Source organism: Agromyces sp. NPDC058126 (assembly GCF_042884595.1).
Taxonomy (GTDB): Bacteria; Actinomycetota; Actinomycetes; order Actinomycetales; family Microbacteriaceae; genus Agromyces.
The window spans coordinates 584,536-604,397 of record NZ_JBHVTS010000002.1 but is presented as its reverse complement, the minus strand read 5'-3'; the positions used below and the strand labels follow the sequence as shown (position 1 = coordinate 604,397).

The window sequence follows — 19,862 nt, the reverse complement described above, 5'->3', positions numbered from 1 at the left end:
GTGTCGCTCGCGCCCCGGCCTTCATAGGCTGGGAGCGAGCGACATCGTCGTCGCGCGATCTCGGGGGAGGATACGAATGACCATCCACTACGAATTGCCCACCACAGCCGATTTCGCGGCCCTTGCGGGCGTGCATCATCCCGCGATCACCGTCTACCTCTCGACCTCGCCGGTCGTGAGCGAGCGCGAGCGCTCCGAGGTCGCCGCGCGCAGTGCCTTCGACGAGGCCATCGAGCAGGTGCGCTCCAACGGGGCCTCCTCCGCCGAGGTGGCGGCGCTCCGCGCCGAGCGCGATGCGGTGATCGGCGACCAGCGCCTCTGGGGCGGCCTCGCACGCTCGATGGCGATCTTCGTCGCCCCCGGCTTCAACGAGGTGTTCGTGCTGCCGAACCGGCTCGACGACGCCTGGCACGTCGGCTCGCACTTCACGCTCGGCCAGTTGCTGCGGGCACCCAGTCAAGACCAGGAGGCCTTCGCGCTGACGCTCTCGGCGCACGAGTGGTCGCTCTGGCACGCGACGCCGACCGACCGGGCCGCGAAGCTCGAGATCGACCAGACGGGCGCCGCCAACCTCGACGAGGCCACCAACCGCGAGCCGAACGAAGACAAGCCGCGCGGCGCGAACCGCGGCACCTCGAGCCAGGGCGGCGCGAGCCGCCTGATGGGCGACGAGGGCCGCAAGACCCTGCTCGACCAGTACTCGAAGCGGGTCATCGAGATCGCCCGCCGCGAACTCCTCGCCCGCGACCCCGACGAGCGCGTGCCCGTGTTCGTGTTCGCCGCCGAGCCGCTGCTCAGCCTCTTCCTCGCGAACACCCGCAACTCGCGCCGCGTCATCGCGGTGCCGGGCTCGCCCGACCGGCTCGGCCCCGCCGAGGTCGACGAGGCGCTGCGCCTGCAGCTCGCGAAGCTGAACGTGCACGAGGCCGAGCAGACCCTGCGCGTCCTCACCGAGGGAACCGCCGGCCGGGTCGAGCGCGACCTGGCGGCCATCGGCCGGGAAGCGGCCGACGGTGCGGTCGAGACCCTCTGGTTCGACTTCACCACCTCGGTGAACGGCACGCTCGACCAGGAGTCGGGCGCGATCGAGTTCGCGAGCGACCACGGTTCGGGCGAGACCCTCGTCGACGGCACCCATGCCGGCGACCTGCTTCCCCAGTTGGCGCTGCTCGTCATCTCGAAGGGCGGCAAGGTCGTCACGGTGCGCAGCGACGACCTCGACGGAACGGTGTGGGCGGGGCCGGCGATGGCCGAGCTCCGCTTCGCGCTCGCGTAGCGCTCGCCGAGCGCTCGCGCACACGACGCACGGGTCGCATGACGGATGCCACGGGGCGAACCCCGTGGCATCCGTCATGTCCGCCGGACGTCAGCGGAAGGAGGGCACGCGTTCACGGAGCGGCAGGCGGAAGCCCTCGCGCCAGCGGAAGCGGACGACGATCTCCTGGGCCTGCGAGTCCTCGATGATGGCCTCGACGGGCACTTCGGAGAGCACGCGCGGGCGGGGCTCTTCGGGCGGAGTCTCGCGGATCTCGAGCCAGAGGCTCTCGGGGTGCGGCACGACGCCGGGGTTGGCGGCGACGAGCTCGAGTCGCCAGCCGGCCGACGGGGCGAGCCCGTGACCAGTGACGCGGATGAGGCGTGCGTCGCAGGTCTCGACGACGGTCGCGTCGAAATCGGCGACGGCGAAATCGCAGTGGAGCTGACCGTTCATTCGGCTGAAGCTACGCCCCGCCCCGGAGCCCGGCCTCAGTGCTGACGCTGAAACGCGGTGCGCCGTACGGAGTGGCTCCGCGCACGCTCGCGCAATCCGGACGAGTGCGCGCGGCCGGCAGGGGCCGCTCGCTCTCCTAGGCTGTTCCCCATGCGTTTCGGAATGTTCGTTCCCCAGGGCTGGCGATACGACCTCGTCGGCATCGACCCCGCCGAGCAGTGGGCCGCCATGCGCGGCCTCGCCGAGTTCGCCGATGCGGCGGACTCGCCGTTCGAGTCGATCTGGGTGTACGACCACTTCCACACCACCCCGGTGCCGTCGCCGACCGAGGCGACCCACGAGGCCTGGACCCTCATGGCCGCGTTCGCCGCCTCGACCTCCCGGGTGCGCCTCGGGCAGATGTGCACGTGCATGGGCTACCGCAACCCCGCGTACCTCGCGAAGGTCGCGGCGACCGCCGACGTCATCTCGGGCGGACGCATCGAGATGGGCATCGGCGGCGGCTGGTACGAGCACGAGTGGGAGGCGTACGGCTACGGGTTCCCGACGATCCCCGAGCGGCTCGGCATGCTGCGCGAGGGCGTCGAGATCATGCGCCAGGCGTGGACCACCGGACAGGCGACCCTCGACGGCCGCTACTACCAGGTCGACGGCGCGATCGTGCAGCCGCAACCGCTGCAGGCCGGCGGCATCCCGTTCTGGATCGCGGGCGGCGGCGAGCAGGTGACGCTCAAGATCGCGGCGAAGTACGCCGGCTACACGAACTTCACCGGCACGCTGGAGGAGTTCGCGCACAAGGGCGAGGTGCTCCGCGGCCACTGCGAGGCGATCGGCCGGGATGCCTCGGAGATCACGCGCTCGATGAACTTCAACACCGTGGTCGGCACCTCCGCCGCCGATGTCGAGGCGCGGCTCGCACGCATCGAGGCGCGGGTGGCCCCGCATCTCGGAGCCGAGGGCGCGGCGAAGTACGTCGAGAACTACTTCATCACGCCGCCCGGCGCGCTCGTCGGCACGCCCGACCAGATCGTCGCGAAGCTCGAGGAGCGACGCTCGGCCGGCCTGGACTACGCGATCCTGTACGCGCCGGAGGCGGCGTACGACCGCTCGGGGCTCGAGCTGTTCGCTGCGGAGGTCGCTCCGGCGCTGCGCTGACGCGTTGCGCTGCGCTGACGCGGCGGGCGGGCGGGCGGCGCTCGCCGCGCTGGAGGGTCAGCCGTGCAGGGCGGGCTCGGCGAGCCGAACGGGGCCGATGGGCCGGGCGACGCTGATCGTGACGCGATCCGCCTCGATCGGCACGGCGATGAGGTCGCCCACCGCGAGATCGGCGGGCAGCTCGAGCTGCGCGAGCGCGTGGCATCCGCCGGCCGCGAACCGCACCGACACCGTGACGACCTTCGCGACCGAGACGCGGCCGATGAGGCGCGCCTCCGCCCAGTCGGGCCGAAGCGGGCCGCTCTCGCCGTCGATCGAGACCAGCGGCACGCCCCCGGCGACCGCGACCTCGCGCACGGTCGCGACCGCGACCCCGCGATGGCGCACCCGCACATCGAGCCCACCCGTGGGCGACCGAGCAGGCGTCGGAGCGAGGTGGGCGAGCGGGGTGCCGTCGCGCTCCGCGAGTCGCGTCATCGAGAATCCGCCGACGATGACGTCGGTCGTCGTGACCCGGGTGCCCGCCGGCCAGCGCTCGGGCGCGATCGGATCGGGGATCGAGCGCCGCAGCGTCGGCAGCAGGCGGGTGAGCGTCATGCTGGGCGCCGCGCGATCGAAGGCATGCTTCCGTTCTACGCCGACTCGGGGCCGCGCGCGCGATTGTTACGCGTTCCGAACGGCGGGCCGATGATTCCTCACGGGCTCCCGACGCGGAGCGATGCGGCTACACGAACTCGACCTGCGCGCCGAGCGCTGAGTAGGTGAGGAGCGCACGACGGTCGCACGTGACGAGCGGGAGGCCGGCGTCGATCGCCGCCAGGGCGACGAGGCCGTCGATCACCGCGCCGCCCGTGATGTCGGCTTGGGCGAATCGGGCGACGGCGGTCGCCGCCGCCACGGGATCGAGCTGATGGCTCGCCGAGAAGTCGTCGGTGATGAGCTGCGCGGCCGCAGCGCCCGAAAGGCGATGCTGCGCGGGGAGCCGGGTCAGTGTCGAGTAGGTCTCGATCGCCGCGTGGCCGGCGAGTCCGAGCCGCGACCTGCCGACTCGCGCCGCGATCGCGGCGTGCGCGGCGTGGGACGGCAGGAGGAGCGCCACCGCCGCGCTCGAGTCGAGCAGGAGCTCGGCTCCGGCCTGGTTCGGCACGGCGCACCTCGCCGACTCGTCGCCTCAGTCCTCGATACCGCGGTGCTCGGCCCACGACGCGCCGCCCGAGCCGGCAAGAGTCTCGGCGTACTCGGCCAGGCGTGCCCCCTGCGTCTCGGCGGCGCTCGTGCCCGCCCCCGCGGGCCCGGCGGCCTGCGCCGCCGCCTGCGCGGCGAGGCGCTCCCCCTGCAGATCGGCCGAGCCGCGAGCCGCCGCGGACTGCCTGGTGGTGCGTTCCTGATGGAGCTCGGCCTCGCTCGAGGCGGGGGTTCCGGCGCAACCGGCGAGGGCGACGAGAAGCATCGCACTTGCGGCGACGGCTGCGCCTCTGGTGACGGACGACATGATGGTGCTCCCTTCCGGGCGATGCCGATGGCATCCGAATGCTGCGTACGGCGCTCACGCTAGGCAGCGGCCGGTCGCGCGACATCCGAGGCGACCCCTCAGATGTGCGTGCGAACCCCTCAGATCTCGCGCGCGTCGTGCGACTCGCGCGCCATGCGGGCGAGGTCGACGCGGTTGGCCGCGCCGGTCTTGCGCAGCAGATTCGACACGTGCGAGCTCACCGTCTTCTCGCTGATCGTCAGCAACTCGGCGATCTCGGCGTAGGTGCGCCCGTCGACGAGGTAGGGCAGCAGTTCGCGTTCGCGAGCGGTGAGCGCGGCGCCGGCGATGCGGTCGGGCGCGGTGGCATGCGCCGGGAGCTCGGGGTCCAGCCGGATGCGCGCCCAGCGCGCGAGGGTCTCGAGCTCGTCGGCGAGCCCCTCGGCCTCCGTCCGCCGGGCGATCGCGGCGCCGCGCCGGAGCAGCGCGATCCCGACCCGTCGCCGTGCGCCGCCGTCGATGAGCCCCTGCTCGGCCCCGCGGCGGCAGGCGTACCCCTCCTCCCAGGCCAGCTCGCCGGCGGCCGCGAGGTCGGCCGCGTCCACCCAGCGGTCGAAGGCCTCGGGCAGTCCGCGCGCCCGCGCGCGCTCGGCGACGTAGAGCGCGTCGAGCGCCTCGAGATCGCTCTCGTACGAGATGCCCATCGTCTGGCGGGGCACCCGCGGATGCGTCGCCTCGAGCGCGTCGAGCTCGGCGAGGGCCGCCCCCGGGTCGGTGCCGTCGTCGCGCGCGGTCGCGGCGCGGTCGGCGAGGGCGCGCGCGGCGAGGGGCACGAGCCACTCGGAGCTCCGCCCGCCGGGACCGCGCTCGATCATCGGACGGACCGCGTCGAGCGCCCCGCCGGGATCCCCGGCCACGAGGCTCGCAAGGCCCCCGGCGACGGCGAGCTCGAGCGCCGCGTAGGCAGGCGGCGCCGGGAACCGCTCCCGCGCCCGTTGCAGGTGGGCTTCGGCCTCGTCGACTCGCCCCTGTTGCGCAGTGAACCGGGCGGAGACCGAGCGCATGGCGAGCTCGATGTACTCGGGGGCTCCATCGGCGCGCACGATCCTCAGTGATTCCCGCACCTGGGGGCTGGCGCCGATCGTCACCCACGCGGCCGCTTCGATGCAGGCGACTGCCGCGATCATGAGCCGCGGCGCCCCGGCGGATGCGAGTCGCTCGCGCCAGTCGCGGAGGCGCTCGGCGGCCTGCCGATGCCGGGGCATCGAGTACGCCTCCCAGAGGATCGCGCTCGTCACGGGTTCGAACCGCCGCACCGGCAGCGCGACCGCGAAGGTCTCGTCGGCGAGCCGCGAGGCCGCCGCGACATCGCGCCTCGCGGCGGCGAGTTGCGCGGTGACCGCCAGCGCGTACGCTCTCGCCTCGGGGTCGTCGAGGCGCGTGGCGAGGTCGAGGGCTTCGGCCGCGTGTCCGACACTGCGCGGATCGTGCGCGATGATCTCGGTATGCGCCAGCTCGCTGAGCGCGAGCGCGTACTCCCGGCTGTCCGGTGCGCCGGAGGTCAGCTCGACCACCTCGCGCAGGGCGGCCGACGTGCTCAGTTCGCCGCCGAGGCGGAACTCGAGCTGCTGCCGCCGCAGGAGCAGCTCGGCACGAGCGAGCGGTTCATCGGCGCCGACCGACTCGAGGAGGGCGAGCACGGCCGCGTGCTCGTCGGCGTCGGCGTCGGCGTCGGCGGCTGCGGCGGCCCACTCGGTGAGCAGCGCCCGACGGTCGTCGACGACGGCCGGCTCGTCGCGCTCCAACTCGACGCAGCGACGCACCAGACGCAACGTCGTCGCGGTCTGCTCGAGCCCGTGCAACGCCTGCACCGCCCGTCGACTCGATGCGAAGGAGCCCACCGTGTCGCCCGCCGCTGCGAGGTGATCGGCGAGATCCACGAGCCGGTCGGGGGTCGGGCCGTCGACCTCGATGAGGCGCTCGACGCCGCGCGCGAGGGTCGCGTGCTGCCGCCGCAGCTCGTCGTCGGGCACCGAGGCGACGAGGAGCTCGGCGATCAGGGGGTGGTGGAACCACATACGGCCGCGCTCATCCTGATCGAGCACGTGCGTTGCGAGGGCGGGGTGGAGTTCGTCGACGGCTTCGCGCCAGGCGGGGTCGAGCCCGGCGAGGATGCTCGCTCGGATCGGCTTGCCGTGGATCGCGAGCAGGACGGTGAGCTCGCGGGTGCGGGCGGGCAGTGTCGCCCACGTCTGCAGCAGGGCGGTGCCGAGGTCGCCCGAAGTCGAGGGCGCCGTGGCGGGCGGCGCCGCGAGCGCGTCGGGGTCGACGCCGTCGATGAGGAGCCTGGCGTGATACGGGTTGCCGCCGGTTCGGTCGAGCACGTCGCGCACGAGCGCGTCGTGCGGTGGAGCACCGAGCTGCGCGGCGATCAGGTCGTGCATGCCGAGGCGATCGAGGGGACGCACCTGCAGCGAACGTGCACCCGGGAGCCGGATCAGGTCGGCGCGCCAACGGTCGACGGGGCGCCCGGTGCCCGAGCGAACGGTGGTGAGGATCGCGAGCGGGCGATCCTCTGCGCCGCCCGCGAGGAACATCAGGGCATCGAGCGTGTCGGCGTCGGCCCATTGCAGGTCGTCGACGGTGATGACGACCGGTCCGACGGCCGTGAGCCGTTCGATCGCGGCGTCGAGCCGAAGGGGGAGCGGCGGGCGGACGCCATCCTGCTGCGAGCCGCCCTCCTCCGCCTGGGTGAGCAGGGAGCGGACGGCGAGGTTCGGCATCCTGGTCGTCAGCGGAAGGTTGCGCGCGGTGAGCACCCGTGCGCGCTCGGACGTCGAGCGCGCCGCCGCCTCCATGAGTGCCGTCTTGCCGATGCCGGCCTCGCCGTGCAGCACGACGACGCGCGTCGCACCGTCGAACGCGGCCTCGAGTTCGCGTGAGATCGTGGCCAGTTCGCGGTCTCGCCCATGCAGACGACGGAGGTCGCGTGGCATGCGGCCAGTGTTCCATGCGACGCGCGGAGGCGTCGAGCGAACAGCCCCGTGGGGCTACCCCCAAGTCGAGGGATGGTCCGGGGCGGGCCGTCGCCGAGTGGCGACGACTACGCGGCGAGCGTCGCGTCGAGCTTCGCGCCCAGTTCGTCGTCGGTCGGCTCGGTGAAGTGGGTGCCGTCGGGGAAGACGACGACGGGGATGTTCGTACGCCCGGAGATCGACTTTGCGATGTCGGCGGCCTCGACGTTCACCTCGAGGTCGACGTAGTCGTAGTCGACGCCGCGGCCATCGAGCAGTCGCTTCGAGCGACGGCAGTCGCCGCACCAGGCGGCGCCGTACATCGTGATGCGGTCAGGGGTCGATGCAGAGGAGGAAGTCACACCGATACTGTACGCATTACCGGTCTGGGGTATTCCCGAGTGCGAGTTCGGGGAGACCGGAGCGCGGATTTCCGACATCGTGTGACACCGCGGAATGCGACGGCGTCGACGCAGGTTCGCCCTGACATGACGAAGAACGCCGGGCCTGTGCCGCTCACCGAGACCGAAGCCTCCGACCTGCTCGCCGCCCAGAGCTTCGGCGTGCTCGCCACGCTGAAGCGCGACGGGCAGCCCCACCTGACCACCATGCTCTACGGCTGGGACCCGTCGGAGCGCATCGCCCGGTTCTCGACGACGAGCACGCGTCTGAAGGCGACGCACCTGCAGCGCGACCCGCGGGCGACGCTGCACGTCTCGGCTGACGACCACTGGTCGTTCGCCGCGGTCGAGGGGCTCGCGGAGGTCTCCGCGCCGACCGTCGAGCCCGGCGATGCGGTCGGGGTCGAGCTGCTGTCGCTGGTGCCCGAGGCCGCGCGTCCCGCCGACCCGAGCGCGTTCTTCGCCGATGCGGTGGCCGAGGGCCGGGTGGTCATCCGACTGCGTCCGGAGCGGCTCGGCGGAACCCGTCTCGACTTCGGCGACTGACCGAGTGGGCGGTGTCGCTCTGGGTTCGCGCGCTGCGGCTCAGCTTCGCCGGGCTCGGTGCGGCGAAGTGGGCCTCGTCGAACTCTGCGATGGCCGACTCGCGCGGGCCGGCGGGGCGCGGCGCCGCAGCTCCGACGAGGCGCATGAACGAACTGAGCTGCGCGACGCCTTCAGCACGGTGGGGGAGCCCTTCGAGCAGCCCCGGCGAGTAGACGAGATGCGCGGCCCACTTCGCCCGTGAGATCGCCACGTTGAGCCGGTTCTTCAGCAGCAGGAACTCGAGGCCGCGCGGCGCGGAGTCGGCGGAGGACGCCGCGAGCGAGACGATCGAGACGACCGCCTCCTGGCCCTGGAACTTGTCGACCGTGCCGACGGGGACGTCGGTGAACCCGGCCGCGTCGAGCGCGTCTCGGACGGTGGCGAGCTGTGCGTTGTAGGGGGTCACGACGATGAGGTCGCGCTGCTCGAGGGGCCGTGGTGCCGCGGCGACCGGCCCGGCCGACGAGTCGGAGGCATCGGTCCACTCGCGGCCGATGAGCGAACGCACGAGGTGCACGACCGACTCGGCCTCTTCGGGCGAGAAGGTCGAATTGCCCTCATGCACGACGGGCACCGGGGTCACCCCGGGCGCGACGCCGTCGAGCGCACGGCGCTCGGCGACCGGGTGCGAGCGAAGCTCGCCCTCGTACGAGAGCCGGGAGACCGGGCCGGCGACGGCCGGGTGCATGCGCCGGCTCTCGGCGAGGAAGTAACCGAACTCGGTCGGCAGCACGTCGTGGCCGTCGGCCACCCAGCCGAGCGCCGAGGCGTCGACGGGCTCGGGGTGGAGGGCCTGGCTCACCTGCGGCAGCTGCTGCGGGTCTCCGAGCAGCAGCAGCCGCGTGGCCGACACCGAGACCGCGATCGTCGAGGCCAGCGAGAACTGACCGGCCTCGTCGATGACGAGCAGGTCGAGCGAGCCGCGGGGTACACGGCGGACGTTGCAGAAGTCCCAGGCCGTGCCGCCGACGACGTAGCCGCCCGGGCGGTCGCCCGCGAAGGCGGCGATGTCGTCCTTCCGGGCGAGGGCGGTGAAACCGTGGCGGCCCGCATCGCCCGCGTCCTTCAGGTTCTTCGCGACGAGCCCGCGGTCGAGCCCAGCGTCGACGACCGCATCGAGCACGTTCTCGACGACCGAGTGCGACTGGGCGACGACGCCGATGCGCCAGCCGTGGTCGCGCACGAGCGCGGTGATCACGTGCGCGGCGAGGTAGGTCTTGCCGGTGCCGGGAGGGCCCTGCACCGCGAGATACGAACGATCGAGCCGCCGCACCGACTCGACGACCGCCGGGACGTAGTCGTGGTCGGCGCCGAGGGGCACGAGCCCGCCGACCGCGCGCGGCGGCCTGCGGCGCAGCACGTCCATCGCGGGACCCGCCGGCAGCTCGGGGACGCGGGCGGGAATCGGCGCCGCCCACTCGGCGATCGCCTCGCGCAGGGCGTCGGCACGGGGCGGTGCGCCCGGCGCGATCGCGATGGGGAGCTCGGTCCAGGTGATGCCGGGCTGGCCGCGCTCCTCGACGCGGACGCCCTCGTCGGTGACCTCGACGACGGTCGCGTTCGACCACGCCCGCTGGCCCGGTCGGGTCGACTGCGAGGGGAACGGCGCCGGCCAGTCGTAGAGCAGGAACACGTCGCCCCCGACGCTGAACCGCGAGCCGGGGGCGACCCGGCCGTCGAGCTGCAGCTCGCGCCGTGCGCTCTGCCAACGGGGCTCCTCGTACCACCGGCCCACCGCTCGAGAGCCCGCGGGATCGACGACGAGCACGTCGCGATGCTCCTCCCAGGTCTCGAGCGGCTGATCGCAGCGGAGGTAGTGCGACCACCAGAAGCTCTTCGCCTCTCGGGCGTGGTAGTCGATGGCGGCTGAGGCGAGGGCGAGCGCCTCGGTGTCGGCGTCGCGCGCCGTCGCGCCGACCGCGTGGCTGCCCGGGGTCGCCGCCGCCTGCTCGTCGCGCTCGCGCACGATCGCCCTGAGCTGGAGCGCGAGCGGCGAGGCCTCGTAGACCTTGCCCTCGGCGCGGTCGGCGAGCATCGACGCGGCCACGGGCCGGATGCCTTCGCGTGCGCCGACGGCGAGCAGCCAGTCGCGCAGCCGCAGGGTCGAGACGCAGTCGTAGCGGTTGTAGTCGGCGAGGTCGGCGAGGATGCGGGCGGCCTCGTCGGCTGCCACCTCGTCGCCCGTCGCGGCCGCGGTCGAACGCAGCTCGCTCGCGCGCACGTACTCGGTGATCGAGTCGGCGCCCGACTTCACGTCGGCCTCGCGCAGCTCGGACCCCATGTAGAGCGGTTCGAGCTTCTTGATGGAGTACGAGCGGCTGCCGACCCGCACCGCGCGCTTCACGATCGGGTAGAGGTCGACGAGCACGCCGTCGGCGAGCAGTTGGTCGACCTCGGCCTCGCCGACGCCGTGCCGGGCGGCGATGGCAGTGAGGTGGGTGCGCTCGTAGCTCGCGTAGTGGAAGATGTGCAGCCCGGGGTGCACCTGACGGCGCAGCTTCACGAGTTCGAGGAACTGCAGCAGGGCCTCGCGCTCCTCGGCGAAGGAGTGCGCCCAGAATGCCGTGAAGGTCTCGTCGGTGTCGACCATGCCCCACAGGTAGTCGAGGTTCCAGCTGGTGCCGTCGCCCTCGGTGTAGAGCGGATCACCCTCGAAGTCGAAGAACAGGTCGCCCGGGCTCGGCTCGGGGATCGCCGCGATGGCGCGGGCATCGCGAACGCCGACGGGCGGCGGCAGCGGCGGGTCGCCCTCGCGCCAGGCGCCCGACGCGACGGCAGCGCTCGCCTCGGCCTCGGCCTGCAGCTGCAGCCGCGCCTGGGCGCGCAGGTTGTCGAGCGTCGCCTCCATCACGTGGGGCACCGGCCCGGTCGAGGCCGCGAGCTCGTCGATCGTCGTGATGCCGCCCGCAGCGAGCGGCTCGCGCTGGGTGACCCGCATGCCTCCGACCATGAGCACGTCGCGATGCGCCTGCACCTCGAGCTCGCACGTCGGGCATCGACCGTCGTGGGTGTAGCGCGGGTCGCCCCAGGCGACCGGGCCGTCGTCGGCGGCGCGATCGGCCACGATGCGCTGCAGGCGGCCGGCGCGCTCGCGGTACACGGGCAGGATGTCGTCGAGTCGGTGCGCGCTCACCGAGCCGTCGCCGAGCAGCAGCTCGACGGTGTCGTCGAGCGGCACCTCGAGGCGGCGCAGCTGTTCGGCGTACGCGGCGAGCTGGAGGAGCGCCGTCACCCGTGCCCGGCGCGCGAGCTTCGCATCCTGCACGCGGTACCGCCCGTCGGGCCGCCGCACGATGAAGTCGGCGAAGCCGATGAACCCCTGCCCCGGCACCGGCTCGTCGCTGAAGGTCGCCTGGAAGACCACGGGCGCCCCCGCGCGGAAGGCGGCGATCGTCGCCTCGACGGCGGCGGCCACCGCCTCGTCGTCGCGCACGTCGGGGCGCTCGATCTCGACGACGCCGTCGCCGAACTCGGCGCGGTAGCGCTCGAGAAGATGGAGCTCATGCACGTCGCCGAGTTCGCCGGCACGGCGCAGCATCGGGTCGTCGAGGGGAGCGAACAGCGTGTCGCGCCCGAGCTTGACATCGAGCTCGCGCAGGAACGCGAACTCGCAGTCGCTCGCCTTCTTGAGGTCGCTCGCGCTCGTCACGACGGAGCCGTTCAGCCGATACATCGAGCTCCTCTCGCCGGGCGTGCTCCCACGGTATCGGGAGCGTGCGACATCCATCGGCTTGCGGAGCGACCGAGCGGCGGAGCTCGGGGGCCGGGGATGCCGCGGCCGACGGCGTAGCGTGGCGCCCATGGCCGACTGGGAGCTGCTGCGCAGCCTCGCGCTCGCGCTGCCCGACACGAGTGAAGCGGTGAGCTGGGGCGCGGCGCACTGGCGGGTGCACGGCAAGGGCTTCGTCTGGGAGCGACCGTTGCGGAAGACCGATCTCGCCCACCTCGGCATCGCCGAGCAGCAGGGGCCGATCATGGGCGCCCGCGTCGAGGATGAGCACGAGAAGCTCGCGCTCATCGACGAGGACCCCGAGGTGTTCTTCACGATCCCGCACTTCGACGGGTGGCCGGCGATCCTCGCGCGGCTCGACCGCATCGGCGACGAACGGCTGGCCGAGCTCGTCGAGGAGGCCTGGCTCGTGATGGCTCCGCCGAAGCTCGCGCAGGCCAGGCTCGCCGAGCGCGGGTAGGACGTCTCGCGACGAGCGGCGTGCGCCTAGTCGACCGAGGTCGACGCCGGGGCGTCGAGCGCGCCGCGGGGGAGGCCGAGCATGCCCTCGACGGCGTGCTGGGTGAGCGAGCTGCGGTGGGCGGTGTCGCCCCAGCGCACGAGCGCCTGGGCGTTGAGCCCGTCGACCATGCCGAGGAGCTGCCAGGCGACGCCCGCGGCATCCGTGGTCTCGAAGTCGCCCGAGCGCACGCCGGCTTCGACGACCTCCTGCAGGATCGCCTGCCAGGCGTCCATCTCCGCGCGCACCGCGTGCGCGAGGGTCTCGTTGCGGCGGCCGAGCGCCCAGGCCTCGACCCACACGACGGTGACGTCGTCGCGGGTTCCGTCGAGCACGGTGCGGATGAGTTCGCCGAGCTGCGCGCGCGGCCCGTCGACGGTCGCGAGCATCGCCTCGAACTCGGTGATCTCGGCCGAGACGACGGTCGAGAAGGTGCGGGCGATGAGCGCCTCCATGCTCGGCACGTAGTGGGCGACGAGTGCCGGGGCGACACCGGCTGCGGCGGCCACGGCGCGCAGCGTCACGGCCGACAGGCCCTGCTCGAGGGCGAGGTCGCGGGCGGCGCGGGCGATGTCGTCGGCGCGCTCGGCGGGCGACTTGCGGGCGGCGCGGACACGGGTCGGCGTTGACATGATTCCCCATTGTATGTAGTCTCGCCACATTATTGATCGCATGGTCAATAAATGAGTCCCAAGCCAAACTCTCCTCCCGAGCCCCCACCGAGACGAGCCTCAACGATGAGCAACGACGCCATCCCCGCCCCGATGACCCACCCCGCGGCATCCGATCGTGCGGGTCGCATCGAGACCCGCGGCATCGACGTGGTGCCGGCCGCCGAACGGCATGGCCGCCCCTCCTCGCTCTTCTGGGTGTGGGCGAGCGCGAACGTCAACTACCTCTACTTCGCCTTCGGCGGCATCCTGATCCTCCTCGGCCTCTCGGTGTGGGAGGCGCTCGCGATCACCGTGATCGGCAACCTCTGGTGGATCGCCGTCGGCTGGCTCGCGATCAGCGGCCCCGCCTCGGGCACGCCGAGCGTCACGATCATGCGGGCGATGTTCGGAATCCGCGGCAACCGCATCTTCGGCGGCGGCCTCGGCGTGCTCATCGGCCTCTTCTACGAGATCATCAACATCGCCGTCGCGACCTTCGCCTCGCTCGCACTGCTCGACCTGCTCGGCGTCGCCCTGCCTGTCGGCACCGAATGGGCCGTGCTCGGCGTCGTCGCCGTCGCGAGCTTCATCTTCGGCGTCTACGGCCACGCGACGATCATGAAGCTCGCGCCGTACTTCTCGGCCGCGCTCGCCGTGGCCTTCATCGTGCTCGCTGTGTTCGTGCTGCAGGCCGCCGACTTCGCCTACACGCCGGTCGAGCTGCCGGTCGGCGAGCACTGGGCGATGGCGCTGCTCGGCTACGCGATCGTCTCGTCGGGCCCGCTGTCGTGGGGCACCGGCGCCGACTACGCCCGCTACCTGCCGAACACCGCGTCGAAGCAGGGCATCATCTGGTGGACGGCCCTGGGCGGCTTCATCCCCGCGGTGCTGATCGGCTCGCTCGGCGTGATCGCCGGCACCGCGATCGACATGACCGACCCGCAGCTCACGATCGGCGAGATCGTGCCCGCGTGGTTCACGCCGGTCTTCCTCGGCATCGTCATCCTCGGCTCGATCTCGAACAACGTGCTCGTCGCGTACTCGACCGGCCTCTACGCGCAGGGGCTCGGGTTCAAGGTCCACCGCGCCACCACGGTCGTCGTCACCGGCGCGCTCGCGACCGCGGCCGCAGCCTGGCTCGTGTTCCTCTCGCCCGGATTCCTCGAGACGATGGAGTACGCGCTCGAGCTCAGCGTCACGGTGCTCGGCCCGCTCGTCGCGATCTACGCGGTCGACATCATCGTGCGTCGCAACCAGTACGACGGCATCGCGCTGAACGACGAACGCCCCGGCAGCCCGTTCTGGTACTCGGGCGGCTTCTTCTGGCCGGGCGTCGTCGCCCAGCTCGTCGGCACCGTCGTCGCCGTCATGATGGCGAACACCACGCTCTACGTCGGGCCCATCGCGACCGCACTCGGCGGCGCCGACCTCTCGGCGCTGCTCGCCCCCGTCATCGGCGGCGGCGTGTACGCGCTGCTCTGGACCACGACCACGCCGTTCAAGCACCCGCTGCTGCGCCCCGGAGCAGCACGTGATATCCAGTACTCGGATGCCCGGGCATCCGCACCCGTCGAAATGGAGACCCTCGCATGAGCTGGCGCATGCCCTCTGAAACCGCACCGCACGAGCGCACCTGGATGGCGTTCCCGGTGGCCGACAACGTCGTCGACTCCTCGCCCGAGGAGACGGCTGCGACCTTCGGGGCGTGGGCCGCGGTGGCGAACGCGGTCGTCGAGTTCGAGCCGGTGACGATCCTCGTCGACCAGAGCGCGCTCGAGGCCGCCCGCGAGCTGCTCGACCCGCGGGTCGAGGTCGTCGAGTGCCCCGTCGACGAGTTCTGGATGCGCGACCACGGCCCCACCTTCGTGGTCGACGACGAGCGCCCCGGCGTGCTCGGTGCCGTCGACTGGACCTTCAACGGCTGGGGCGACCGCGGGTGGGCGACCTTCGAGAAGTCGGCCGAGCACGCCCGCTTCGTCGCCGAGCGCGTCGGCGCCGAGGTCGTCTCGAGCGCGCTCGTGAACGAGGGCGGCGGCATCCACGTCGACGGCGAGGGCACGGTGCTGCTCACCGAGACGGTGCAGCTCGACCCGCGCCGCAACCCCTACGCCGACAAGCGCCGCGTCGAGGCCGAGATGGCGCGCACGATCGGCGCGACGAAGGCGATCTGGCTGCCCCGCGGACTCACCCGCGACTACGACGACTTCGGCACGAACGGGCACGTCGACATCGTCGCGACGCTGACCTCGCCCGGCACGGTGCTCGTGCACTCGCAGCGCAACCCCGAGCACCCCGACTTCGAGGTCAGCCGCGAGATCGTCGCGCTGCTCTCGTCGGCGACGGATGCCGCGGGGCGCACCCTCGAGGTCGTCGAGATCCCGGCGCCGTCGACGATCCGCGTCGACGACGAGTTCGTCGACTACAGCTACGTCAACCACCTGGTCGTGAACGGCGGCGTCATCGCGTGCGGTTTCGGCGACGACGAGGCGGATGCCACGGCGCGCGAGATCCTCGAGGCGGTCTACCCGGGCCGGCGTGCCGTGACGGTCGACGCCCGCCAGATCTTCGCCGGCGGCGGCGGCATCCACTGCATCACCCAGCAGCAGCCGGCGGTCGCCCGATGAGCGTCGGGTCGTTCGACGTCGTCGAGGCGTCGATCGCGTCGCTGCGCGCGGCGCTCGAGCGCGGCGAGACCACCTCGGTGGAGCTGCTCGACGCGTACCTCGACCGCATCGCGGCGTACGACGCGCCGGGCACGGCGACGGCGCTCAACGCGCTCGTCGTCATGAACCCCGAGGCGCGGGCCGACGCAGAGGCCTCCGATGCCCGCCGCGCCCGCGGCGAGGGGCTCGGGCCGCTCGACGGGATCCCGTACACCGCGAAGGACAGCTACCTCGCTCGCGGACTGACCGCGGCGTCGGGTTCGCCCGCGTTCAAGGACCTCGTCGCGCAGCGCGACGCGTTCACGATCGAGCGCCTGCGCGCGGCGGGTGCGGTGCTCATCGGGCTCACGAACATGCCCCCGATGGCGAACGGCGGCATGCAGCGGGGCGTCTACGGCCGAGCCGAGAGCCCGTACAACGCCGAGTACCTGACCGCGGCGTTCGGCTCGGGATCGTCGAACGGCTCGGGCACCGCCACGGCGGCGTCGTTCGCGGCGTTCGGGCTCGGCGAGGAGACCTGGTCGAGCGGGCGGGCGCCTGCGTCGAACAACGCGCTGTGCGCGTACACGCCCTCGCGCGGTGTGATCTCGACCCGCGGCAACTGGCCGCTCGTGCCGACGATGGATGTCGTCGTGCCCCACACGCGCAGCATGGCCGACCTGCTCGAAGTGCTCGACGTCATCGTCGCCGACGACGCCGAGACGCGCGGCGACTTCTGGCGCGCGCAGCCGTGGGTGGCGCTGCCGGCGGCGTCGGAGGTGCGGCCCGCGTCGTACCCGGCGCTGAACGCCGCGGATGCCTCGGCCGCGCGCGGCGCGCTCGCCGGCAAGCGGTTCGGGGTGCCCGCGATGTACGTCAACGCCGACCCGCTCGCCGGCACGGGCGAGCACGTCGGCATCGGCGGCCCGACAGGGCAGCGTATCGAGACCCGTGCGTCGGTCATCGCCCTGTGGGAGGCGGCGCGCCGCGACCTCGAGGCGGCCGGTGCCGAGGTGGTCGAGGTCGACTTCCCCGTGGTGTCGAACTACGAGGGCGACCGGCCGGGCGCCCCGACGATCGAGACCCGCGGTCTCGTCTCGCCCGAGTACCTGCACCGCGAGATCATCGACCTCTCGGCGTGGGCGTGGGACGACTTCCTCGCGGCGAACGGCGACCCGAACCTCTCGACGCTCGCCGACGTCGACGGGGCGTCGATCTTCCCGCACCCCGAGGGCGCGCTTCCCGACCGCTACACGGGCTTCGACGACGACATCGTGACGTATCCGGCGCAGGTGCGCGAGCACCCGTACGCGTCCGTCGCCGAGATCCCCGAGCTCGAGGCGGGGCTCCGCGGGCTCGAGGAGACCCGCCGCGTCGACCTCGAAGAGTGGATGGACGGGCTCGGCCTCGACGCGGTCGTCTTCCCGGCCGCGGCCGACGTCGGCCCCGCCGACATGGACGTGAACGAGGCCTCGGCCGACCTGGGCTGGCGCAACGGCGTGTGGGTGTCGAACGGCAACCTGGTGCCGCGCCACCTCGGTATCCCGACGGTGACGGTGCCGATGGGCACGATGGCCGACATCGGGATGCCGGTCGGGCTCACCTTCGCCGGGCGCGCCTACGACGACACCGCGTTGCTGACGCTCGCCGCCGCCTTCGAGGTGACCGGCGCACGCCGCACCGAGCCGCCGCGCACGCCGCGCCTCTCGTAGCCGTCGGACGCGTCTCGTAACCGGGCAGAGGTGCCGTGGGTTGAGGAGCGCCCGACGGAGTCGGACGCGTCTCGAAACCGGGTAGGTCGATCTCGAGACCTGATTGCCCCGGTTTCGAGACGCGTTGTCGCTTCGCGCCGGGCCTCCTCAACCACCGGGGGCACACCTCAACCACCGGGGTGCAGCAACCCGCCTTCGCGTCGGCGTCGCCTCGCCGAGAGCGCCGGCAGGTCGCCGAGGCGACCCTCGATGAGCGCCCGACGCTTCGCACGGCTCCAACCCTGCACACGCTTCTCCATCGCGAAAGCCTCATCGATTCGCGAGCACTCCTGGCTGAAGACGAGACGCACCGGGAGGCGTCGCCGGGTGTACGCCGCTCCTTCGCCACGACGATGCTGCTCGAGGCGACGTTCGAGGTCTGTGGTACTGCCGACGTACGTCGATCCGTCGGCGCATTCCAGGATGTAGACGTGCGGCATCCGAAGATCGTCTCGGACACGGGCGTCTGCGTATGCCTTCGTGCGCCGACCGTGTGCGCGGGTGCGGACGTGCCGTCTGTGGGGGAGTAGTCGTCGTTCGTGGTTTCGAGACGCGTCGTCGCTTCGCGCCGGCGCTCCTCAACCACCGGGGCGGAGTGCTCAGGCGACGTCGAAGGTGATCTCGTGGAGACCGGTGGCGCCGTCGGGCACGACGCCCTGCTCCTTCGACGTCTGCACCTCGCCGTCGGCGCCGGTCGCGCGCACGCGGGCGGTGTGGGTGCCCGGCGTGGCATCCGGCCATTCGTAGTGCCACTGCACCCACGTGTCGTCCGAGATCGCGGTCGCGAGCGTCGCGGGGCGCCACTCGCCGTCGTCGAGCTGCACCTCGACCGCGTCGATGCCGACGTGCTGGTGCCAGGCGACGCCGGCGAGCACGGCCGTGCCGGCCTCCACGGGCTGCCCGCCGCGCGGCACGTCGATGCGCGACGACAGCTTGATCGGGCCGCGGGCGCTCCAGCCGCGGTCGGTCCAGTAGGCGTTGACGGCGTCGAATCGGGTCACCTCGAGCTCGACCACCCACTTCGTCGCCGAGACGTAGCCGTAGAGGCCGGGTACGACCATGCGCACCGGGAACCCGTGCTCGATCGGCAGCGGCTCGCCGTTCATGCCGACCGCGAGGATCGCCGCGCGGTCGTCCTGCAGCACCTCGAGCGGCGTCGACGCGGTGAACCCGTCGGCGCTGCGCGAGAGCACCATGTCGGCGTCCGCGAGCGGGCGGGCACGCGCGAGCAGTTCGCGAATCGGGTGCCCCAGCCACACCGCGTTGCCGATGAGACTGCCGCCCACCTCGTTCGAGACGCACGCGAGCGTCGTGATGCTCTCGTCGAGGGGGAGGGCGAGCAGCTCGTCCCACGTGAGCTCGACCTCTCGCTCGACCATCCCGTGGATGCGCAGGCGCCACTCGGCCGGGTCGACGAGCGGGACCGCGAGGGCGGTGTCGATGCGGTAGAACTCCGCGTTCGGGGTGATGACGGGGGCGAGGCCGTCGATGCCGAGCTCCGCGCCCGCGGGCACCGACGCGGTCGTCGCCGGCGCCGGAAGCCTGATCGCGTCGCGCACGGCGGTCAGCGCACGCCCTCCTGCGCGCAGTGCCGAACCCGCGACCGCCGCGAGCACGCCGATCGCCGCAGCGCCGCCGGCCCACACCAGAAAGCCGCGCCGCGTCGCGCCGGTCGCGGGCTCGCCCGCGGTGTCGGCTCCGGCCCCGGCGCCCGAGTCGTCTCGGTCGGCTGCGTCGCCGTCGGCCGAGGCGCGGGCCCCGGCCGGCGCGTCCGCACCGCGTCGACGCCACCGCCCGATCAGCAGCCGCAGCGCCGCGACGGCTGCCACCCCCGCGACGAGCGACGGCGCCATGGCGAGCATCGCCGCATTCGCCCGTGTCACCGCGGCCAGCGCGCCGGCCACCCCGAACAGTCCGAGCACGACCTGGCCCCACGGCGGTCGCCGCGATTCGAGCACCCCTGCGGCGGCCGAGGCGATGAGCAGCACGAGGCCGATGCCGATGAGCAGCGCCGGCTTGTCGCCGGTGCCGAAGAGTGCGATCGCCGTGTCCTTCGCCCACGGCGGTGCGAGGTCGATGAGCGCCGCGCCGATCACCACGAACGGGCTCGACTCGGGAGCGATGATCGCGGCGGTCAGCTCCCCGAGCCCCGCCCCGAAGACGGCCGCGCCGACGCCGGCGGCGGCCGGGAGCATCCACTGGCCGGTTCGGGAGCGTGCCTCGCTCATGGGTTCAGCGTACGCGCGGGGT

Annotated in this window: 17 protein-coding genes; 7 read left to right on the top strand and 10 right to left on the bottom strand. The window is 72.7% G+C overall.

What is annotated here, in order from left to right; all coding sequences use genetic code 11:
• Positions 1-76: 76 nt before the first annotated feature.
• Positions 77-1,276 (top strand): hypothetical protein, encoded by a 1,200-nt coding sequence (locus ACFVTR_RS08010; RefSeq protein ID WP_387036273.1) that lies wholly within the window; start codon positions 77-79, stop codon positions 1,274-1,276.
• A 90-nt stretch (positions 1,277-1,366) separates the two neighbouring features.
• Here the strand turns inward: ACFVTR_RS08010 and ACFVTR_RS08005 are convergent, their stop codons facing one another.
• Positions 1,367-1,711 carry a hypothetical protein gene (locus ACFVTR_RS08005; protein WP_376943632.1) on the bottom strand — a complete coding sequence of 115 codons (345 nt, stop codon included), beginning with the start codon at positions 1,709-1,711 and terminating at the stop codon, positions 1,367-1,369.
• Between the two features lie 150 nt (positions 1,712-1,861).
• Here ACFVTR_RS08005 and ACFVTR_RS08000 point away from each other — a divergent pair, with 150 nt between their 5' ends.
• On the top strand, positions 1,862-2,866 hold the full coding sequence (locus ACFVTR_RS08000; protein ID WP_387036271.1) for an LLM class F420-dependent oxidoreductase: 1,005 nt from the start codon (positions 1,862-1,864) through the stop codon (positions 2,864-2,866).
• A gap of 57 nt (positions 2,867-2,923) precedes the next feature.
• On the opposite strand, the gene ACFVTR_RS07995 is transcribed toward ACFVTR_RS08000, so the two are convergent.
• The 5 genes from ACFVTR_RS07995 to ACFVTR_RS07975 all read right to left on the bottom strand — a co-directional run bounded on the left by ACFVTR_RS07995 (position 2,924) and on the right by ACFVTR_RS07975 (position 7,674).
• Positions 2,924-3,463 (bottom strand): hypothetical protein, encoded by a 540-nt coding sequence (locus ACFVTR_RS07995; protein ID WP_387036270.1) that lies wholly within the window; start codon positions 3,461-3,463, stop codon positions 2,924-2,926.
• Positions 3,464-3,590: 127 nt separating this feature from the next.
• Positions 3,591-4,013: a PIN domain-containing protein gene (locus ACFVTR_RS07990; protein ID WP_387036268.1), complete on the bottom strand. Its 423-nt coding sequence runs from the start codon at positions 4,011-4,013 to the stop codon at positions 3,591-3,593.
• Positions 4,014-4,037: 24 nt separating this feature from the next.
• On the bottom strand, positions 4,038-4,358 hold the full coding sequence (locus ACFVTR_RS07985; RefSeq protein ID WP_387036266.1) for a hypothetical protein: 321 nt from the start codon (positions 4,356-4,358) through the stop codon (positions 4,038-4,040).
• Positions 4,359-4,477: 119 nt separating this feature from the next.
• Positions 4,478-7,333 (bottom strand): AAA family ATPase, encoded by a 2,856-nt coding sequence (locus ACFVTR_RS07980; RefSeq protein ID WP_387036265.1) that lies wholly within the window; start codon positions 7,331-7,333, stop codon positions 4,478-4,480.
• A 107-nt stretch (positions 7,334-7,440) separates the two neighbouring features.
• Positions 7,441-7,674: a glutaredoxin family protein gene (locus ACFVTR_RS07975; RefSeq protein ID WP_387036601.1), complete on the bottom strand. Its 234-nt coding sequence runs from the start codon at positions 7,672-7,674 to the stop codon at positions 7,441-7,443.
• A 165-nt stretch (positions 7,675-7,839) separates the two neighbouring features.
• Between ACFVTR_RS07975 and ACFVTR_RS07970 the strand changes: the two genes are divergently transcribed.
• Entirely contained in the window at positions 7,840-8,298 is a 459-nt protein-coding gene (locus ACFVTR_RS07970; protein ID WP_387036264.1) for a PPOX class F420-dependent oxidoreductase, read from the top strand.
• Here ACFVTR_RS07970 and ACFVTR_RS07965 read toward each other — a convergent pair.
• Positions 8,243-12,010, bottom strand: a complete 3,768-nt coding sequence (locus ACFVTR_RS07965; RefSeq protein ID WP_387036263.1) for a TM0106 family RecB-like putative nuclease — start codon at positions 12,008-12,010, stop codon at positions 8,243-8,245. The two genes, ACFVTR_RS07970 and ACFVTR_RS07965, sit on opposite strands and share 56 nt — an antisense overlap.
• Positions 12,011-12,137: 127 nt before the next feature.
• On the opposite strand from ACFVTR_RS07965, the gene ACFVTR_RS07960 reads away from it, so the two are divergent.
• On the top strand, positions 12,138-12,527 hold the full coding sequence (locus tag ACFVTR_RS07960) for an MmcQ/YjbR family DNA-binding protein (protein ID WP_387036261.1): 390 nt from the start codon (positions 12,138-12,140) through the stop codon (positions 12,525-12,527).
• A 26-nt stretch (positions 12,528-12,553) separates the two neighbouring features.
• On the opposite strand, the gene ACFVTR_RS07955 is transcribed toward ACFVTR_RS07960, so the two are convergent.
• Positions 12,554-13,198 carry a TetR/AcrR family transcriptional regulator gene (locus ACFVTR_RS07955; protein WP_387036260.1) on the bottom strand — a complete coding sequence of 215 codons (645 nt, stop codon included), beginning with the start codon at positions 13,196-13,198 and terminating at the stop codon, positions 12,554-12,556.
• A 105-nt stretch (positions 13,199-13,303) separates the two neighbouring features.
• On the opposite strand from ACFVTR_RS07955, the gene ACFVTR_RS07950 reads away from it, so the two are divergent.
• Genes ACFVTR_RS07950 through ACFVTR_RS07940 form a run of 3 tightly spaced genes read left to right on the top strand, consistent with a single transcriptional unit; the run spans position 13,304 to position 17,573 of the window.
• A complete protein-coding gene (locus ACFVTR_RS07950) occupies positions 13,304-14,812 on the top strand; it encodes a purine-cytosine permease family protein (RefSeq protein ID WP_387036258.1) in 1,509 nt (502 codons plus the stop codon).
• Positions 14,809-15,843 carry an agmatine/peptidylarginine deiminase gene (locus ACFVTR_RS07945; RefSeq protein WP_387036256.1) on the top strand — a complete coding sequence of 345 codons (1,035 nt, stop codon included), beginning with the start codon at positions 14,809-14,811 and terminating at the stop codon, positions 15,841-15,843. The genes ACFVTR_RS07950 and ACFVTR_RS07945 overlap by 4 nt, the downstream gene beginning before the upstream one ends.
• Entirely contained in the window at positions 15,840-17,573 is a 1,734-nt protein-coding gene (locus tag ACFVTR_RS07940; RefSeq protein WP_387036254.1) for an amidase, read from the top strand. The genes ACFVTR_RS07945 and ACFVTR_RS07940 overlap by 4 nt, the downstream gene beginning before the upstream one ends.
• A gap of 167 nt (positions 17,574-17,740) precedes the next feature.
• Here ACFVTR_RS07940 and ACFVTR_RS07935 read toward each other — a convergent pair whose 3' ends face one another.
• Positions 17,741-18,052 carry a GIY-YIG nuclease family protein gene (locus ACFVTR_RS07935; protein WP_387036253.1) on the bottom strand — a complete coding sequence of 104 codons (312 nt, stop codon included), beginning with the start codon at positions 18,050-18,052 and terminating at the stop codon, positions 17,741-17,743.
• A 159-nt stretch (positions 18,053-18,211) separates the two neighbouring features.
• Entirely contained in the window at positions 18,212-19,840 is a 1,629-nt protein-coding gene (locus tag ACFVTR_RS07930) for a molybdopterin-dependent oxidoreductase (protein ID WP_387036251.1), read from the bottom strand.
• Between the last annotated feature and the right edge of the window lie 22 nt (positions 19,841-19,862).

Coding starts and splice junctions, on each gene's coding strand:
- ACFVTR_RS08010 (WP_387036273.1), top strand. CDS start 77: ATGACCATCCACTACGAATTGCCCACCACAGCCGATTTCGCGGCCCTT.
- ACFVTR_RS08005 (WP_376943632.1), bottom strand. CDS start 1,711: ATGAACGGTCAGCTCCACTGCGATTTCGCCGTCGCCGATTTCGACGCG.
- ACFVTR_RS08000 (WP_387036271.1), top strand. CDS start 1,862: ATGCGTTTCGGAATGTTCGTTCCCCAGGGCTGGCGATACGACCTCGTC.
- ACFVTR_RS07995 (WP_387036270.1), bottom strand. CDS start 3,463: ATGACGCTCACCCGCCTGCTGCCGACGCTGCGGCGCTCGATCCCCGAT.
- ACFVTR_RS07985 (WP_387036266.1), bottom strand. CDS start 4,358: ATGTCGTCCGTCACCAGAGGCGCAGCCGTCGCCGCAAGTGCGATGCTT.
- ACFVTR_RS07980 (WP_387036265.1), bottom strand. CDS start 7,333: ATGCCACGCGACCTCCGTCGTCTGCATGGGCGAGACCGCGAACTGGCC.
- ACFVTR_RS07975 (WP_387036601.1), bottom strand. CDS start 7,674: ATGTACGGCGCCGCCTGGTGCGGCGACTGCCGTCGCTCGAAGCGACTG.
- ACFVTR_RS07970 (WP_387036264.1), top strand. CDS start 7,840: ATGACGAAGAACGCCGGGCCTGTGCCGCTCACCGAGACCGAAGCCTCC.
- ACFVTR_RS07965 (WP_387036263.1), bottom strand. CDS start 12,010: ATGTATCGGCTGAACGGCTCCGTCGTGACGAGCGCGAGCGACCTCAAG.
- ACFVTR_RS07960 (WP_387036261.1), top strand. CDS start 12,138: ATGGCCGACTGGGAGCTGCTGCGCAGCCTCGCGCTCGCGCTGCCCGAC.
- ACFVTR_RS07955 (WP_387036260.1), bottom strand. CDS start 13,198: ATGTCAACGCCGACCCGTGTCCGCGCCGCCCGCAAGTCGCCCGCCGAG.
- ACFVTR_RS07950 (WP_387036258.1), top strand. CDS start 13,304: ATGAGCAACGACGCCATCCCCGCCCCGATGACCCACCCCGCGGCATCC.
- ACFVTR_RS07945 (WP_387036256.1), top strand. CDS start 14,809: ATGAGCTGGCGCATGCCCTCTGAAACCGCACCGCACGAGCGCACCTGG.
- ACFVTR_RS07940 (WP_387036254.1), top strand. CDS start 15,840: ATGAGCGTCGGGTCGTTCGACGTCGTCGAGGCGTCGATCGCGTCGCTG.
- ACFVTR_RS07935 (WP_387036253.1), bottom strand. CDS start 18,052: ATGCCGCACGTCTACATCCTGGAATGCGCCGACGGATCGACGTACGTC.
- ACFVTR_RS07930 (WP_387036251.1), bottom strand. CDS start 19,840: ATGAGCGAGGCACGCTCCCGAACCGGCCAGTGGATGCTCCCGGCCGCC.